Source organism: Streptomyces sp. NPDC086519 (assembly GCF_040686075.1).
GTDB classification, from domain to species: Bacteria; Actinomycetota; Actinomycetes; order Streptomycetales; family Streptomycetaceae; genus Streptomyces; species Streptomyces shenzhenensis.
Genome location: NZ_JBFBJL010000029.1, coordinates 1 through 17,345, shown reverse-complemented (window position 1 = coordinate 17,345; position 17,345 = coordinate 1). Strand labels below are relative to the sequence as shown.

Here is a 17,345-nt window from a genome sequence, read left to right as displayed (position 1 = left end):
ACCCCACATGGCACGTAAGACCCTCTCCGCCGCACTGGCGCTGGCCGCCTGTAGCGTTGTCATGACCCCGTCCGTCGCGTCGGCCTCCCCGCCCGGCACCAAGGACGTCACCGCCGTCCTCTTCGAGTGGAACTACGGCTCGGTCGCCAAGGAGTGCACCACCACCCTGGGCCCCGCGGGCTACGGATACGTCCAGGTCTCCCCGCCCGCCGAGCACATACAGGGCTCGCAGTGGTGGACGTCGTACCAGCCGGTGTCGTACAAGATCGCGGGCAGACTCGGCGACCGGGCCTCCTTCCAGAACATGGTGAACACCTGCCACGCGGCGGGCGTGAAGGTGGTCGTCGACACCGTCATCAACCACATGTCGGCGGGCAGCGGCACCGGCACCGGCGGCTCGTCGTACACGAAGTACGACTACCCCGGCCTGTACTCCTCGTACGACTTCGACGACTGCACCTCCCTCGTCTCCGACTACACCGACCGCTGGAACGTCCAGCACTGCGAACTCGTCGGCCTCGCCGACCTGGACACCGGTGAGGAGTACGTCCGCAAGACCATCGCCGGCTACCTGAACGACCTGCTCGGCCTCGGCGTCGACGGCTTCCGGATCGACGCGGCCAAGCACATCCCGGCCGAGGACCTCGCCAACATCAAGACCCGGCTGACCAACCCGTCCGTGTACTGGAAGCAGGAGGTCATCTACGGCGCCGGCGAGGCCGTCCAGCCGACCGAGTACACCGGCAACGGGGACGTCCAGGAGTTCCGCTACGCCTACGACCTCAAGAGGGTCTTCAACAACGAGAACCTCGCCTATCTGAAGAACTACGGCGAGGGCTGGGGCTACCTGAGCAGTTCGGTCGCCGGCGTCTTCGTCGACAACCACGACACCGAGCGCAACGGCTCGACGCTCAACTACAAGGACGGCGCCGACTACACCCTGGCCAACGTCTTCATGCTCGCCTACCCGTACGGCGCCCCGGACATCAACTCCGGCTACGAGTGGACGGACGCCGACGCCGGGCCGCCCAACAACGGTGTCGTGAACGCCTGTTGGCAGGACGGCTGGAAATGCCAGCACGCCTGGCCGGAGATCATCCGCATGGTCGCCTTCCGCAACGCGGTGCGCGGCGAGTCGGTGACGAACTGGTGGGACGACGGCGCGGACGCGATCGCCTTCGGCCGGGGCGCGAAGGGCTACGTGGCCATCAACCACGAGTCGGGCTCGCTGACCCGGACGTACCAGACGTCGTTGCCGGCCGGGACGTACTGCAACGTGCAGGCGAACACGTCGGTCACGGTGAACGCGAGCGGCCAGTTCACCGCCACCCTGGCCGCGAACACCGCCCTCGCGGTCTACGCCGGGAAGTCGACCTGCTGATCCATCCGCTGCGTCCCGATCACCGACAGCAGCCGCAGCGCCTCCTCGGACCGTGAGCCCGGGGTGGCGGTGTAGATCACGACCTGCTGGTCCCGGTCGGTGATGTCGAGGGCGTCGCAGTTGACGGTGACCGGGCCCACCACCGGGTGCAGGAAGGTCTTGCACAGGGTGGGCTCGGCGGACACGTCGTGCGACTCCCACAGCCGGCGGAACTCCTCGCTTCCGGCGAGGAGTTCGGCCACCAGCCCGGTCACCTCCGGTGAGTCGGGATAGCGGCCGGCGGCGGCCCGCAGCCGCCGCGCCGAGTGCCGGGCGAAGACGTCCACGTCCGACACCCCGTACAGCCTGCTGCCCGCGGGGCGCGGGGTGAGGAAGACGCGGCGCACCAGGTTGCGGTCGCGGGGCGGCAGGGCGGAGAAGTCCTCCATGAGGGCGGCGGCGAGATCGTTCCAGGCCAGTACCTCGAAGGTCGCGGACGTCACGAAGGCCGCGGCCTGCGGCAGCCGGTGCACCAGGTCCAGGAGGCTCTGCCGCACCTCGCGCGAGGGCCCGGGCGGCGGCCCCGGCGGAGCCCCGGCGAGGTGATGGAGGTGCCCGCGCTCGGCGTCCGACAGCCGCAGTGCCCGTGCCAGACCGCCCAGCACTTCGCGGGACGGACGCGGCCCACGGGCCTGTTCGAGCCGGGTGTAGTACTCGGCCGAGATGAACGCCAGCTGCGCCACCTCCTCGCGCCGCAGTCCCGGTGTACGGCGCCGCGGGCCGCGCGGCAGCCCCACCTCGGCGGGGGAGATCCGTTCACGCCGGCTGCGCAGGAACGCCGCGAGTTCTTGCCTGTCCACGCCTTCAGTGTGCGCCCGGCGCCCGGCCCCATCCAGGTACCGCCGGTGCCTGGATGAGCCGCGGGTCCGGGTCCAGGCTCGAAGCCATGGAAAACACTGCGATCACCTACCAGGGCCTGCTGACCGGCAAGGTCGCCTTCATCAGCGGCGCCGGACGGGGCATCGGCGCGGCCGCCGCCCGGCTCTTCGCCCGCGAGGGCGCCCGGGTCATGCTGGCGGCCCGCACGGAGGCCCAGCTCAAGACGGTCACCGAGGAGATCCGCGCGGCGGGCGGCACCGCGGACCACGTGGTCTGCGACCTGGCCGACGCGGCGAGCGTCCGCGCGGCCGTGGACCGCACGGTGGAGGTGTACGGCCGCCTCGACGTCGCCTTCAACAACGGCGCGATCGGCCAGCACCACCCCGGCCCGCTGGACGAACTCCCCGAGGCCGAGTTCGACCACCTCACCGCCGTCAACCTCAAGGGCGTCTGGCTGGCCATGACCGCCGAGGTCGCCGCCATCCGCGCCACCGCGGGCACCGGCGCCATCGTCAACAACTCCTCCGTCGGCAGCCTGCGCGCCAACCCCGTCCTGCCCGTCTACGGCGCCCTGAAGCGCGCCGTCAACAGCCTCACCGAGTCGACCGCCGTCACCTACGGCCCCGAGGGCATCCGCGTCAACGCCGTCGCCCCCGGCGGCACGCTCACCGAGATGATCCGCGACTGGGAGGCGGCCACCCCCGGCGTCATCGACCACATAAAGTCCGTGTCGCCCCTGCGCCGCATGGCCGCCCCCGAGGAGATCGCCGAGGCCGCCGCCTGGCTCCTGAGCGACCGGGCCTCCTTCGTGTCGGGCGCGATTCTGCAGGTGGACGGCGGGGCCGGGGCGTAGGCGCCGCCGTCCATGGCGCGGGACGTCAGTCGGTGACGTCGATGTGGCCGGCCAGCGCGGTGACCGAGAGGTCACCGTGGTCGACCCACTGGTGGAACGCCAGCGTCTTGTGCTTGGTCGAGGCGGGCGGGGTGATCTCCAGGTAGGAGGCGTGCACCGCGCCGGAGGTGCCGGTGTTGGCGTGGGTCCAGGCGACGACGGCCTCGGCGCTCTGGCCGTCCTTGAGGACCAGGGTCTTCTTGCCGGGGTCCTTGGCGTACCAGGTGTCGCCCCAGTGGGTGTGGGTCGTGATCGCCTTGTGCGCGGAGTTCTCCAGGCCCAGGCCGGGGTAGCCGCGCAACGCGCACGTCCGGCCGCTGAGGTTGCGCAGCCTGATGACGACACCCTGGTGGTTCATGCCGCCGGCGAGCTGCCGGCCGAAGGTGGCCTTCAGCGCGGCGGCGGAGCAGGTCGGCGTGGCCTTGGCGGTGCTCGGGGTGGCGGCCTGCGCGGTGCCCGTCCAGACGAGGCCGAGGCCTGCGACGGCGGCCGCGGCGAGCGCGGTGCGCCCGTACCCGCGCCTGGTGCGGTGCCTGCTCGCGGGCCGGGCATTGGTCTCGGTGATGCCGGTGTTCAGCTCTTCGTTCACGGCGACGGCGCTCCACTCGTGTCCTGCGGCACGGGGCGCGGTGTGCGCCCCGTGCCGTCCTGCGGTGCGGTACACGAGGTGGGATGCGCGGCGCTGCGGATTTGTTCGCCGGGGCCGCGGCGCTCTTTCCAGGCTCTTACTTCCAGGTGTCGCTCGTCGTGTAGCCGGACGAGGTGCCGGTCGTGTACGACCGGTTCGTGCCCGACTCCCACGTCACGTTTCCGGAGCTGTCCTTCTTGATGTACTTGTACGTGAAGGCGGTGCTCTTCGGGACGATCACGAGCTTGCTCCACGTCGGGTACGACTCCGACGACAGCGGGATCGCGTCGCTGGTGTTCCAGGAGCCGAGGGAGGCGACGGAGCCGACGACGTAGACGTTGGTGCCCCAGTCGGTCGTGGCGTACTCGTTGAACGTCACGTCGGTGGCGTCGGCGTTCGCCACGTTCCAGGAGTTGTCGAGGGAGACCGCCGAAGTGGTGGCGGCCGCCGCTCTGTTGGCGTTGGACTCCCAGGTCACGTTGCCTGAGCTGTCCTTCTTTATGTACTTGTAGGTGAAGGACGTGTTGATCGGCACGTTCACCGCGCCCGACCAGATCGGGTACCCGGTGGACGAGAGCCGGACCGCCTTCGAGGTGTCCCAGGCGCCCAGGGCGTCGATGGAGCCGACGACGTAGACGGTGGTGCCGCTCGTGGTGGACGCGTACTCGTTGAAGGTCGCGGTCACCGTGGAGGTCGAGCCGCCGCCGCTGCCGCCGCCGTCGCAGCCGACCGTGCAGGTGTAGGAGGAGTTGTAGAAGGCGACGGCGCCCTTCGCGGGGATCGTGATGCTCGCGTTGCCGCCGGAGACGGTGACCGTGGTGGCGCCGCCGTCGACGACGTCGGAGTACGTGCCGTCGGCCATGCCCGTCGCGAAGGTGTAGGTCGCCGACGACGAGCCGTTGTTCAGGGCGAAGAAGCCGGCGCCGCTGCGGCCGAAGCCGATCACGGAGGACGACTTGGTCGACCAGTCGGAGACGGCGGCGCCGCCGGCCGCGTTGTGCCAGGCGACCATGCCGACGACGGCGGTGTCACGGTCGAGGCAGTTCCAGCCGTTGGAGCAGTCCGTGTCGGTGACGAAGCCCGCGGAGTTCGGCGGCGCCTGGTCGCTCTGGGTCCACTGCCAGCTGGAGTAGATGGTCGGTGTCGACCACTTGTAGGCGAGTTCGAAGAGGTTGGCGAGCTTGTAGCTGTCGCCGTCCTTGTAGCTCATGTGCAGGCCGTTGCGCTCGGTGTCGTGGTTGGTCACGAAGGACACCGAGTTGGCGGCGGGCAGGATGCCGGACGAGGACAGCGACTCCAGGTCCGAGACGTTGCCCTGGAAGGCCGACTTCATCTTGCTCGCGTAGGTGAAGTCCAGGACGTCCCCGGAGCCGTAGTAGTCGCTCGGCTGCGGGGTCGAGCCCGGGTACACCTCGTCGAAGACGTACGGCGCCGCACCGGACGTCGTGGTGTTCAGCTTGGCGACGATGGCGGCCATGTCGGCGGCCGGGATGTGCTTGGCCGAGTCGACGCGGAAGCCGTCGACGCCCAGCGCGATCTGCTTGTTGAGGAAGGCCGCGAGGCCCGAACGGACGTTGTCGGCGCCGGTCTTGAGGTCGGGCAGGCCCAGCAGTTCGCAGTTCTGGACCTGGGTGAGGTTCGAGTAGTCCTGGACGGTCAGGTCGGAGGTGGGGCAGTCGGCTGAGGTGTGGTAGTCGCTCGGGTCCCAGTCCGGGGTGTCGTACTTGCTGGTGAGGGTGGTGCCGGCGTAACCGGTGCCGGTCTGGGCGGCCGTGTGGTTGATCACCGCGTCGGTGTAGACCTTCACGCCCGCGGCGTGGCACGCGGTGACCATCGAGGCGAACTGGGTGGCCGTCCCGAAGCGGCTGTTCAGGGTGTACGAGTAGGGCTGGTAGACGTCCCACCAGTAGTAGTTGGACTGCTTGAGGGACTCGGAGGGCGGGGCGACCTGCACCGCGCCGTACCCGGCCGGGCCGAGCACGTTGGTGCACTCGGACGCGATCGAGTTCCAGTTCCATTCCCAGAGGTTGGCGATCACATCGCCCTTGGCGGTGGTGTCCGCCTGCGCGGCGGTGGCCGGCAGGGCGATCACGCCCGCGAGTGCCAGGGCGCCCGCGGCGATCGCGACGGCCGTGCGTCTGAAGACACCCGGGGGTCGGTGTCCGGTCATGTGCGGCTCCGAAACGAGAGGGGCAGGTTTCAACAACCCTGGAGAGTGGGCCAGTTGAGACAGCGCGTCAATACGCCTCGTGAAAGTTCTTGCTGTGAGTTTCAAGCCTCTTGCTGTAAACCTTTCGTTAGCGATACGGTCGCGCGGGGTCGGACCCAAGAGAGCAGCTATCGCTAGGAGTTCATGCCGGTGATACATGTCAGACGGGTCGCGGCGGTCGCCGTCGCCGCCCTCGCCGCCGCGCTGGTGCAGCCCCTCGCCGCACACGCCGCCGCCCCGCCCGCACCACCTTCCGACGCGAAGCTCGCCGCCGCGCCCGCCCGCCACGACGACACCCGCGAGCAGTTCTACTTCGTCATGCCGGACCGTTTCGCCAACGGCGACACCGGCAACGACAAGGGCGGCCTCACCGGCTCCCGCCTCTCCACCGGCTACGACCCCACCGACAAGGGCTTCTACCAGGGCGGCGACCTCAAGGGCCTGACCAAGCGGCTCGACTACATCAAGGGGCTCGGCACCACCGCCATCTGGATGGCCCCCATCTTCAAGAACAAGCCCGTGCAGGGGACCGGAAGCAACGCCTCGGCCGGCTACCACGGTTACTGGATCACCGACTTCACCCAGGTCGACCCGCACTTCGGGACCAACAAGGACCTCCAGACCCTCATCTCGAAGGCGCACGCCAAGGGGATGAAGGTCTTCTTCGACGTCATCACCAATCACACCGCCGACGTCGTGGACTACGCGGAGAAGTCCTACGACTACCTCTCCAAGGGCGCCTTCCCCTACCTGACCAAGGACGGGCGGCCCTTCGACGACGCCGACTACGCGGACGGGAAGAAGAAGTTCCCGGCCGTCACCAGCGCCTCCTTCCCGCGGACGCCCACCGTGACGAGCGCCGGCAAGGTGCCGTCGTGGCTCAACGACCCGACGATGTACCACAACCGGGGGGACTCCACGTTCGCCGGCGAGTCCGCGACCTACGGCGACTTCTCCGGCCTGGACGACCTGTGGACCGAGCGGCCCGAGGTCGTGCACGGCATGGAGAAGATCTACCAGCGGTGGGTGAAGGACTTCGCCATCGACGGCTTCCGGATCGACACCGTCAAGAACGTCGACATGGACTTCTGGACCCAGTGGGCGACCGCGCTGGACACGTACGCGGCGCGGCACGGCCGCAGGAACTTCTTCATGTTCGGCGAGACGTACTCCGCGGACACCTCCGTCACCTCCCCGTACGTCACCCAGGGGCGGCTGGACGCGACCCTCGACTTCCCCTTCCAGGACGCGGCCCGCTCCTACGCCTCCCAGGGCGGCAGCGCGCAGAAACTGTCGAGTGTCTTCGCCGACGACTACAAGTACACGACCGACAAGGCGAACGCCTATGAGCAGGTCACCTTCCTCGGCAACCACGACATGGGCCGGATCGGGTACTTCCTCAAGCAGGACAACCCGAAGGCCACGGACGCCGAACTGCTCGCCAAGGACAGGCTCGCGAACGAGGTGATGTTCCTCAGCCGGGGCAACCCGGTCGTCTACTACGGCGACGAGCAGGGCTTCACCGGCTCCGGCGGGGACAAGGACGCCCGGCAGACGATGTTCGCGTCCAAGGTCGCCGACTACCTGGACGACGACGAGATCGGCACCGACCGCACCGCCGCCGGCGACTCCTACGACACGAGTGCGCCGCTCTACCGGCAGATCAGTGCTCTCGGCAAACTCCGCAAGGACAACCCGGCCCTGGCCGACGGCGTCCAGACCGAGCGGTACGCGGCCGACGGCGCCGGTATTTACGCGTTCACCCGGACGGACGCCCGGACCGGCCAGGAGTACGTCGTCGCCTTCAACAACGCCGACACGGCGCGGACCGCGACCTTCGCCACCGGCTCCGCCGGCATGCGCTACCGGGCCATCCACGGCACGGACGGCACCCTCACCTCCGACGGCTCGGCCGAGCTGACCGTCACCGTCCCCGCCGAGTCCGCCGTCGTCTACAAGGCGGCCGGCCCCCTCGCCCAGCCCGCCACCGCACCCACGATCACCCTCCGGGCCCCGTCCGCCGGCGCCACCGGCACCGTCGACCTCACCGCGGACGTCACCGGCGGACAGCTCGACCGCGTCGTCTTCGCGGCCCAGACCGGCAACGGCAGGTGGACCACCCTCGGCTCCGCCGACCACGCCCCCTACAAGGTCACCCAGACCATCGCCAAGGACGTCCCGGCCGGCACCGCCCTGCGCTACAAGGCGGTCGTGATCGACTCCGCCGGGCACACGAGCAGCGCGCTCGCCGAGACCACCAGCGGCACCCCGCCCGTCGCCGGGCCCCCCGTCGCCTCCTCCCGTGACTACGCGGTCGTCCACTACCAGCGCACCGACGGCGACTACGACAACTGGGGCCTGTACGCCTGGGGCGACCTCGCCGACGGCGAGGCGACCACCTGGCCCGCCGGCCACCCCTTCACCGGCCGGGACGCGTACGGCGCCTTCGCCTACGTCAAGCTGAAGCCGGGGGCCACGAACGTCGGCTTCCTCGTCGTCGACAAGAACGGCGACAAGGACGTCTCCGCCGACCGCTCCATCGACGTCACCAAGACGGGTGAGGTCTGGATCGAGCAGGGGAAGACGGACGTCCTCACGACCAAGCCCGGCTACCCGGCCCAGGACACCACCAAGGCGGTCATCCACTACCACCGCGCCGACGGGGACTACGACGGCTGGGGCCTGCACGTCTGGACGGGCGCCGCGAACCCCACCGACTGGTCGAACCCGCTGAAGCCGGTGAAGACTGACTCCTATGGCGCGGTCTTCGAGGTGCCGCTCACCGAGGGTGCCACCAGCCTCAGCTACATCATCCACAAGGGCGACGAGAAGGACCTCTCCGCAGACCAGTCCCTCGCCCTCACGTCCGACGGCTACGAGGTGTGGCTGTTGAACGGCCAGGAGAAGCACCTGCTCCCGCAGCCCGCGGGCAGCGCGGCGGCCCTCGACCTGTCCACCTCCAAGGCGGTCTGGATCGACCGGGACACGGTCGCCTGGGACGGCGCCGACGGCGCGGTCTCCAGCCAGCTGGTCTACTCCCACGACGGTTCGATCGCCGTCAAGGACGGGACGCTGACCAGCGACGACGAGCGGTGGCTGCGGCTGACGAAGACCACCCTCACCGACGCGCAGAAGGCCAGGTTCCCGTATCTGAAGGACTACACGGCCTGGTCGGTCGACCCGCGCGACCGGGACCGGGTGCGCGAGGCGCTCGGCGGACAGCTCGTCGCCTCCCAGCGGGCCGCCGACGGCGCGGTGCTGGCGGCGACCGGCGTACAGCTCGCCGGGGTGCTCGACGACGTGTACGCCAAGGCCACGACGGCGGACCTCGGCCCGGTCTTCCACCACGGAAAGCCCACGCTCTCGGTGTGGGCGCCGACCGCGCAGAGCGTCGCCCTCGAACTCGACGGCTCGCTGAAGACGATGCGCCGCGACGCCGCCACCGGCGTCTGGTCCGTCACCGGCCCCACGTCCTGGCGGAACAAGCCCTACCGGTACGTCGTGAAGGTGTGGGCGCCCAGCGTCGGGAAGATCGTCACCAACAAGGTCACCGACCCCTACTCGGTCGCCCTCACCGCCGACTCCGAGCGCAGCCTCGTCGTCGACCTGAACGACCGGTCCCTCGCCCCGAAGGACTGGTCCACGTACACCAAGCCCAAGGCCGTACCGATGAAGGACGCCCAGATCCAGGAGCTGCACGTCCGGGACTTCTCGGTGGCGGACTCCACCGTCCCGGCCGCGCTGAGGGGCACGTACCTCGCCTTCACCGACAAGAACAGCGACGGCTCCCGGCACCTCAGGGCGCTCGCCAGGGCCGGGACCTCGTACGTCCACCTGCTCCCGGTCTTCGACTTCGCCACCGTGCCCGAGAAGAGGGCCGACCGGACGAGCCCCGGCTGCGACCTCGCCTCCTACCCGGCCGACTCCGACCAGCAGCAGGCGTGCGTGGCGAGGACCGCCGCCACCGACGCCTACAACTGGGGTTACGACCCGTACCACTTCACGGTCCCCGAGGGGTCGTACGCCACCGACCCGGACGGTACCGCGCGTACCGTCCAGTTCCGGAAGATGGTGCAGTCGCTCAACCAGGACGGACTCAGGGTCGTCATGGACGTCGTCTACAACCACACGGCGGCCGGCGGCCAGGCGGACACCTCCGTCCTCGACCGGATCGTGCCCGGCTACTACCAGCGGCTGCTCGCCGACGGCAGCGTCGCCAACAGCACCTGCTGCGCCAACACCGCGCCCGAGAACGCCATGATGGGCAAGCTGGTGGTCGACTCGATCGTCACCTGGGCGAAGGAGTACAAGGTCGACGGCTTCCGTTTCGACCTGATGGGCCACCACCCGAAGGCCAACATCCTCGCGGTCCGCAAGGCCCTGGACGCGCTGACCCCGAAGAAGGACGGCGTCGACGGCAAGAAGATCATCCTGTACGGGGAGGGCTGGAACTTCGGGGAGGTCGCCAACGACGCCCGGTTCGTGCAGGCCACGCAGCAGAACATGGCCGGCACCGGCATCGCCACCTTCTCCGACCGCGCCCGGGACGCCGTACGCGGCGGCAGCCCCTTCGACGACGACCCCGGCATCCAGGGCTTCGCGTCCGGCCTGTACACCGACCCCAACTCCGCCACCGCCAACGGCACCCCGGCCGAGCAGAAGGCCCGGCTGCTCCACTACCAGGACCTGATCAAGGTCGGCCTGACCGGCAACCTCGCCACGTACCGGTTCACCGACACCGGCGGCAAGGAGGTCACCGGCGCCGAGGTCGACTACAACGGCTCGCCCGCCGGATACGCGGACGCGCCCGGCGACGCCCTCGCCTACGTCGACGCGCACGACAACGAGTCGCTGTTCGACGCGCTGACGTACAAGCTGCCGGCCGGCACCTCCGCCTCCGACCGGGCCCGCATGCAGGTCCTGGCGATGGCCACGGCCGCCCTCTCGCAGGGACCGTCGCTCTCCCAGGCCGGCACCGACCTGCTGCGCTCCAAGTCCCTGGACCGCAACTCCTTCGACAGCGGCGACTGGTTCAACGCCATCCACTGGAACTGCGCCGACGGCAACGGCTTCGGGCGCGGGCTGCCCATGGCCGCCGACAACCGGTCCAAGTGGTCCTACGCCAAGCCGCTGCTGACCTCGGTGCAGGTCGGGTGCGCGCAGATCGACGGGGCCTCGGCCGCCTACCGGGACCTGCTGAGGATCAGGACGACCGACAAGGCGTTCTCGCTCGGCACGGCCGCGCAGGTGCAGTCGAAGCTCTCCTTCCCGCTGTCCGGCAAGGACGAGACACCCGGCGTGATCACCATGGAACTCGGTGACCTCGTCGTCGTGTTCAACGCGAGCCCCGAGCGGCAGGAGCAGCGGGTGAGCGCCCTGGCCGGAACCGGCTACCGGCTGCACCCGGTGCAGGCGTCGGGCGCGGACTCCGTCGTCAGGTCCGCATCTTACGAGCGGGAAACGGGTACGTTCGTGGTTCCGGGGCGCACGGTGGCGGTGTTCTCCCGGACCACGTGACCGTGGCCTTACTGTGGTGGGGCAGGCCTGGCACCGGGCACTGCCCCACCGCTGTTGTCCAGGGGCTGGAGAATGGACGTCAACGGCAAGCTGACAGACACGACCGTGCTGGTCGTGGACGCCACCGCCGCGAGCCGCTACGCGATCGGCACCGTACTGCGCCGGGCCGGCCACGAGGTCGTCGCGGTGACCGGCGGCCGCGAGGCACTCGGCGAACTCGACGTACGGCGGCGCAAGGGCAATCTGCCCGATGTGGCCCTCATCGACGTGCACCTGCCGGACATGAGCGGCTTCGAGCTGTGCCGCCGGCTCAAGGAGCGGCCGCACATGGCCGGTCTGCCCGTCGTGCACTTCTCCGCGCTCTCCGTCGTACCCGCGGACCGCTGCCCGGGGCTGGACTCGGGGGCCGAGGCGTATCTGACGGTGCCCGCCGAGCCGGAGGACATCGAGGCCGCGGTCCGGGCCGCGGTGCGCGCCGCCCGGCTGCGCGCCGACGACCAGGCGCTGGTACGGCGGCTGCGGCTGCTGTCGGAGACCATCGTCACCATCCAGGCGGCCCGCTCACTGCGCGAACTCGCCGACGCCGCGGCGGACGGCGCGGCCCGGCTCCTCGGCTGCCCCGCCGCCGTCTTCGTCCTCGACCAGGACGACGAGCTGTACCGGGGCCTGTACCGGGAGCGCACCTCCCTCGCGCTGCCCGGCGAGGACGCCCACCGGACCGTGCGCGACCTGCTGCGGCGGCTCACCCGAGGGCGGTCCGACGTGCAGATCACCACCGTGCCGTCGCCGCAGTGGCCCGCCGGGTTCTTCCGGCCCGGAGTGCAGCACGACGCCCGGCTGGCGCTGGTCCTCACCCAGGACGGCAAGGCGCCGGTCTGCCTGGCCACGCCCACCCGCGGGCTGCGCCGGGTCAGCCCCGAGGGCGAGGCACTGCTGGCCCAGCTCGCCCAGGCCACCGCGCTCGCCGCCGAGCCCCTGCTCATGTACCAGGTGGAGCGGCATGTCGCGCTCACCCTCCAGCACAGTTTCCTGCCCCGCCCGCACCAGCTGCCCGAGCTGCCGGGCGTCGACATAGCGGTGCGCTACGAGCCGGCCTCCCAGCAGACGGAGATCGGCGGCGACTTCTACGCCGCGCTGCGGGTCCGCGACGAAGTGCTCACCGCGGTCGGGGACGTCGTGGGGCACTCGCTGGACGCGGCCACCGTCATGGTCGAACTGCGGCACGCGCTGCGCGCCTACTGCCTCACCGAGAGCGACCCGGCCGCCCTCGCCGAACGGCTCGACCAGGTGCTCCAGCACTACCACGCCGATGTCACGGCCACCGTGTGCCTGGCCCTGATCGACCCGGCGACCGGGCGCACCCGCATCGCCAACGCCGGCCACATCCCGCCGCTGATACTGGGCGACGACGGCAGCGCCGAGTACGTCAAGGCGTCCGGTCCGCTGCTCGGGGTGGGCCTGCCCCATCCGCCGCCCACCGAGCTGGTCCTCGCACCCACCGACCGGCTCCTCATGGTCACCGACGGCCTGATCGAGACCCGCGGCACCGACCTCGCGGTCTCGATGGAACACCTCAGGGCCGCGGCCGGCGGCGCCCTGCCCGGCCTGGAGGCCCTGTGCGACACCCTCCTCGCCTGCTTCGGCCGCGACCGCGAGGACGACGTCGCCCTGCTGGCGCTGAGCCTGGCGAACTAGGCTGAGCCCCAGTAGCCGTAGAACAGGAGTGCTGATGCCGCAGATCACCGTCGACTACACCGCTGTGCTGACCGACGAGGGCGCCTTCGACACGGCCGGTTTCGTACGGGCGCTGCACGAGGCCGTCGTCGAGATCGCCGCCGCCGAGCCCAAGGCCTGCAAGACCATGTTCCGCGACGGGTACTCCGCGTACGGGTACAACGCCATGGACCAGAGCGACGCCCTGGTGCATGTGACCATCGGGCTGCTCGCCGGACGCACCGAGGAGACGAAGGCGAAGCTCACGGAGGCCGTGCTGGAACTGGTCCGCAGCCATGTGACGCCGGTGGACGGGATCACCCTGCATGTCTCTGCCGAGGTACGGGACCTGGATCCTTCGTACCGGAAGTACGAGGGCTAGGTCGCTTTCTGCGGTCGTCGTTCGGCTGTCGCGCCGTCGTGGTCGCTCGCGCAGTTCCCCGCGCCCCTGTGGGGCGCGCTGTGGTTCAGCCCGCCAAAGCGATCAGCCGGGCGGCCAGGTCGGCGAACGGGCCGTCGGTCGGTTCGTCCTGGACCACCCGCCGGACCAGCGCCGTCATCTCCGCGTCGTACGCCGCGCTGACCGCCGTCAGCGCGGCGAAGTCGTGGACGAGCTGGATCTCCAGTTCCCCGCGGGGAATGCGCCGCCCGTCCAGCCAGATCAGTGCCGTCGACTCGGCGAGCGAGATCCAGGAGCGGACGACCAGTTCGAGACGGGCCGGGGCCTCGGTGATGCCGAGGTGGGAGAGGATCTGCTCGTAGGCGGCCTGCCGTACGGAGTCGATCAGCGCGTTGGTCGCCGAGGAGCCGACCGCCGGGCCGCCGCGCATCAACGCGGCGAAGCCGGGCCCGTGTTCGTCGACGAAGTCGAAGAAACGGCGCATCACACGCAGCAGCCTGGCCCCGAGCGGGCCCTCGTGGGGTTCGTCGAAACGGCCCGCGAGATCCTCCGAGGCACGCTTCAACGCGGCCTCGTACAGGCTGAGTTTGCCGGGGAAGTAGTGATAGACGAGCGGCCGCGAGATACCGGCGGCCGAGGCTATCTCGTCGATGGAGACCTCGTCGGGCGAGCGACGGCTGAACAGTTCGAGGGCGACGCCGATCAACTGCTGCCGCCGCTCCTCGACTCCCATCCTGCGGCGTACCCCGGTTGTCATGTGGACACCTTACCGATCGGATCCGGCCTCCCACGGACCTGACCCTTCACGAGTGTTCACAGATCCAGCACAAATTCTCCCATTTCGCGCCCGGGACACACAGGTCACCATCGAGTCGGCACGCTCCGTGCCCGAACCGTCAACGCCGCCCCGCTGCACCCGGGTTCCAGCTTGAGTACGGGGGTTCCGCCCGTCTCCGCGCCCGGCGCCAAAGGCTTGAGGCGGATGGCCGGAAATCTCTCCTTCGGTGTCACCGTCAGTGGCTCGGGTCACAGCGGCACACCACCGCGCCCTCGGGGACCCGCCACGGCTCTCAGTCCCGGCGGCGGGTCTCGGCGGTGCCGGGCTCACCGCAACCCGCTGATCTCCCGCCCGTCCTCCAGGGTGCCCGTCAACTCGGCCTGTGCACCCTGCTTCGCCGCCGCCACCAACTGCGTCCCCTGTGCCGACGCCGTGACCCCGCCGGTCGCCCGGACCGACGCGGTGTCGTGGCCGCCCGCGGCCAGCAGGTACCACCGGCCGCCCCCGGACTTCCACAACACCCCGGCCAGCACGTGCGGATCGCGCGGACCGCAGGCCGTCACATCGGCCCCCTTCGCCGCGACCGCCCCGTACCGGCTGCCCGGCGTCCGGAACTGGGCCAGCGACACGGTCCCGTCACCCCGCCAGGTCTCGGCGCGCGTGCACACCCACGACCCGGTGCCGCCGGCGTCCGGCAGCCGCTGCTCGGCGAACGCCCACGCGTTGACGCTGCGCACCCCGGCCGACTGCTCCGCGACCAGCGAGCAGGCGAACGGCGCCCAGTCGCGCAGCCCCTGCGCGCCGGAGGCCTCACCGCTCTCGCCGGGCCGCCCCGCGGTGAGCCGGGCCGGCACCAGTTCGCCCAGGTCGGTCGCGAGGTGCACACCCTGCGCGTCGGTCAGCTGGAGCACGTTCCAGGACGTGCACGCCCCCGGTCGCAGCGCGGAACTGGCCAGCGGCCCGGTCACCCCGTCGGTCAGCCCGAGGTCCATCGCCCCCGCGGTCGGCTTCATCAGGTCCCGCTCGGCCGCCCCGGTCACCCAGGGAGCCGTCAGATAGCGGACGTTGTCGTCTGCGCGGCCGAGGACCAGGGCGCTCGCCGCCGCGCCGGTCGCGCCGTCGGCACGGGCGAGGTCCAGGGCCGCGCCCCGGGTGCCGTCCTTCGGTTCGGCGTAGCGGGCGATGCGCAGGCCGTCGTAGAGGATCACCACCCGGGCGCTGTCGACCACGCCCGCGTAGAGCAGCTGGGGTGGTCCCGCCGGGCCGCCGGTCTGGGTGCCGGGGGTCGCCGAGACGCGGACGGTGGCGCCGGGGCGGGCCCAGACGGCGAGGGCGCGGCGCAGCAGCGCGGTGTCGCCGGTGAGGGCGCCGCGGGCCGGCCAGACGGAGAAGTCGGTGCGCGCGGCGGTCTTCCAGACGGTCGCCGGGACCTTCGTCAGCTGGGCCGGGTCCAGGGCGGCCCGGGCGGCCGGGTTCTGCGCGTACACCGGGGCGGCCGCGCCGTCGGCGCCCCAGCCGCCGGCCGGCAGCGCGACCAGCGCCCCGCACACCGCGAGGGCGGCGGCGGCGGCGAGCGCGGCCTTGGTGTGCCGGCGGCGGCGCATCAGATCCGTGGGCCGGGCCTGTAGGGAACAGGGGTCGAACTCGGGGGAGTCGAGCAGCGGGTACTCCGCCGGGACGCCGTTGGCCTCGGCGAGCGCGCCCTCGGGGTGCTCGACGCCGACCGCCCGGAGGATCTCGCGGACGTCGCCGTCGGGAAGCTGTTCGAGGCCGCGCAGCGCGTAGGCGGCGCGGGCCGCACCGGAGAGGGCGGCGAGCCGCTGGTCCAGGGCGAGTTCGTCGGCGCCGCCGGAGCGCGGGAAGAGCCTGAGGCCCCACACCTGGGGCAGCAGCGGCGGCAGCTGGGCGCGCGTGGGCCACGCGGTGAGCCGCAGCGGCCGGCCCGCCTCCAGTGCCGTACGCACCACTTCGAGGCGGACGAGGGAGTACCCGGGGTCGGTCTTCCGCCCGTCCGGCTGGGCCGGGATCACCGGGACCTGCCGGCGGCCCCGGGGCAGGGCCCGCTGGACCAGGGAGTGCGCGGTCAGGACGCGGCGGCCGCGCGCGAGGCCCGACGGCAGTACCAGGTAGGCGAGCCGGACCAGCCGTGGGTAGTGTTCGACGAGCGCGGCCTCGGCCTGCTCGACGTCGACGGCCGGATGCGGGGCTCCGGTGGAGGCGGCTGCGTGACGCTGGGCTACATCCTGTGGCTGCACGTCCTGAAGAACGAGCGACCCGTTGGTTGGTCACCGCCGCACAGGTGACACCGCGGTGTCCGCACGGCGTGAGTGCTTCGCGGCCCGCAGCCGTATCGAAGGGGACGGGCCCCCTGAAGGCACCCGGGGCCGGCAATGCGACCGGAGGAACAGATGAGGTTGACCCGACCGATGCTCGCCGTGGCCGGCGCCGTGGCCGTACTGGCGCTGGCGGGCTGTGGATCCGGAGACGGCAAGGCGGAGGCCGGGATCCCGGTCACCGCGACCGGCAGCCTGGAGAGCCTGGCCGCCAAGGTGAAGTGCACCCCGGACATGCAGATCGACTCCGACGAAGTCCGCCAGGCCATCTGCAAGGTCTCCGCCGGCAAGTTCGTCTTCGCCACCTTCGCCACCGACCGCGGCCAGCGCGAGTGGATCAACGACGCGAAGGACTACGGCGGTTTCTACCTCGTCGGCCGCAAGTGGGTCGCCGTCGGCACCGACAAGGTCGTCAAGGCGCTGCAGACCACGCTGGGCGGCGAGGAGGAGATCGGGGTCGACCACAGCAAGCACACCAGCTGAGGTCCGCTCCGCCGAAGTCCAGGCTGAGGTCCGAGGCACATACGGAAGCGGGCGGTGGTGCCAAGTCGCCCTCCGATGGCCTTAGTTATATGAAAATATGATCGTCATGCGGACTGGTCATGGAATTCAGCCGATCGATGGGATCGACGCAGA

General features: G+C 70.7%; 11 protein-coding genes. 6 read left to right on the top strand and 5 right to left on the bottom strand.

The genetic code is table 11. The annotated features are described in order from the left end of the window. Positions 1-7 precede the first annotated feature (7 nt). On the top strand, positions 8-1,381 hold the full coding sequence (locus AB0P24_RS26215) for an alpha-amylase family protein (RefSeq protein ID WP_365797989.1): 1,374 nt from the start codon (positions 8-10) through the stop codon (positions 1,379-1,381). Here the strand turns inward: AB0P24_RS26215 and AB0P24_RS26210 are convergent. Continuing rightward, entirely contained in the window at positions 1,357-2,220 is an 864-nt protein-coding gene (locus tag AB0P24_RS26210) for a helix-turn-helix transcriptional regulator (RefSeq protein WP_365797987.1), read from the bottom strand. The genes AB0P24_RS26215 and AB0P24_RS26210 overlap by 25 nt on opposite strands. Positions 2,221-2,306: 86 nt before the next feature. Between AB0P24_RS26210 and AB0P24_RS26205 the strand changes: the two genes are divergently transcribed. Next, positions 2,307-3,092 (top strand): glucose 1-dehydrogenase, encoded by a 786-nt coding sequence (locus AB0P24_RS26205; RefSeq protein WP_365797985.1) that lies wholly within the window; start codon positions 2,307-2,309, stop codon positions 3,090-3,092. A gap of 25 nt (positions 3,093-3,117) precedes the next feature. On the opposite strand, the gene AB0P24_RS26200 is transcribed toward AB0P24_RS26205, so the two are convergent. Together AB0P24_RS26200 and AB0P24_RS26195 are read right to left on the bottom strand one after the other, a co-directional pair. After that, positions 3,118-3,720 carry a DUF4232 domain-containing protein gene (locus tag AB0P24_RS26200; RefSeq protein ID WP_365797983.1) on the bottom strand — a complete coding sequence of 201 codons (603 nt, stop codon included), beginning with the start codon at positions 3,718-3,720 and terminating at the stop codon, positions 3,118-3,120. Between the two features lie 136 nt (positions 3,721-3,856). Continuing rightward, complete coding sequence (locus AB0P24_RS26195) at positions 3,857-5,929, bottom strand: carbohydrate-binding module family 20 domain-containing protein (protein ID WP_365797981.1); 2,073 nt, start codon at positions 5,927-5,929, stop codon at positions 3,857-3,859. Positions 5,930-6,118: 189 nt separating this feature from the next. Here AB0P24_RS26195 and pulA point away from each other — a divergent pair, with 189 nt between their 5' ends. The 3 genes from pulA (at position 6,119) to AB0P24_RS26180 (ending at position 13,580) form a co-directional block, all read left to right on the top strand. Then, the gene (gene pulA / locus AB0P24_RS26190; RefSeq protein WP_365797979.1) at positions 6,119-11,485 is read left to right on the top strand and encodes a pullulanase-type alpha-1,6-glucosidase; all 5,367 of its coding nucleotides are present in this window, start codon (positions 6,119-6,121) and stop codon (positions 11,483-11,485) included. A 72-nt stretch (positions 11,486-11,557) separates the two neighbouring features. Then, a complete protein-coding gene (locus AB0P24_RS26185) occupies positions 11,558-13,180 on the top strand; it encodes a fused response regulator/phosphatase (protein WP_365797977.1) in 1,623 nt (540 codons plus the stop codon). A 34-nt stretch (positions 13,181-13,214) separates the two neighbouring features. Then, a complete protein-coding gene (locus AB0P24_RS26180) occupies positions 13,215-13,580 on the top strand; it encodes an isomerase (RefSeq protein ID WP_365797975.1) in 366 nt (121 codons plus the stop codon). Between the two features lie 85 nt (positions 13,581-13,665). On the opposite strand, the gene AB0P24_RS26175 is transcribed toward AB0P24_RS26180, so the two are convergent. Next, on the bottom strand, positions 13,666-14,355 hold the full coding sequence (locus AB0P24_RS26175) for a TetR/AcrR family transcriptional regulator (protein ID WP_365797973.1): 690 nt from the start codon (positions 14,353-14,355) through the stop codon (positions 13,666-13,668). 347 nt (positions 14,356-14,702) lie between these two features. After that, the gene (locus AB0P24_RS26170) at positions 14,703-16,631 is read right to left on the bottom strand and encodes a hypothetical protein (RefSeq protein WP_365797971.1); all 1,929 of its coding nucleotides are present in this window, start codon (positions 16,629-16,631) and stop codon (positions 14,703-14,705) included. 153 nt (positions 16,632-16,784) lie between these two features. Here AB0P24_RS26170 and AB0P24_RS26165 point away from each other — a divergent pair, with 153 nt between their 5' ends. Beyond that, positions 16,785-17,192 (top strand): hypothetical protein, encoded by a 408-nt coding sequence (locus AB0P24_RS26165; protein ID WP_365797969.1) that lies wholly within the window; start codon positions 16,785-16,787, stop codon positions 17,190-17,192. The last annotated feature ends 153 nt before the right edge of the window (positions 17,193-17,345 follow it).

Bases quoted from the DNA above. Each gene is read 5' to 3' on its own strand.
- AB0P24_RS26215 (WP_365797989.1), top strand. From the start codon at position 8: ATGGCACGTAAGACCCTCTCCGCCGCACTGGCGCTGGCCGCCTGTAGC.
- AB0P24_RS26205 (WP_365797985.1), top strand. From the start codon at position 2,307: ATGGAAAACACTGCGATCACCTACCAGGGCCTGCTGACCGGCAAGGTC.
- AB0P24_RS26195 (WP_365797981.1), bottom strand. From the start codon at position 5,929: ATGACCGGACACCGACCCCCGGGTGTCTTCAGACGCACGGCCGTCGCG.
- AB0P24_RS26185 (WP_365797977.1), top strand. From the start codon at position 11,558: ATGGACGTCAACGGCAAGCTGACAGACACGACCGTGCTGGTCGTGGAC.
- AB0P24_RS26180 (WP_365797975.1), top strand. From the start codon at position 13,215: ATGCCGCAGATCACCGTCGACTACACCGCTGTGCTGACCGACGAGGGC.
- AB0P24_RS26175 (WP_365797973.1), bottom strand. From the start codon at position 14,355: ATGACAACCGGGGTACGCCGCAGGATGGGAGTCGAGGAGCGGCGGCAG.
- AB0P24_RS26165 (WP_365797969.1), top strand. From the start codon at position 16,785: ATGAGGTTGACCCGACCGATGCTCGCCGTGGCCGGCGCCGTGGCCGTA.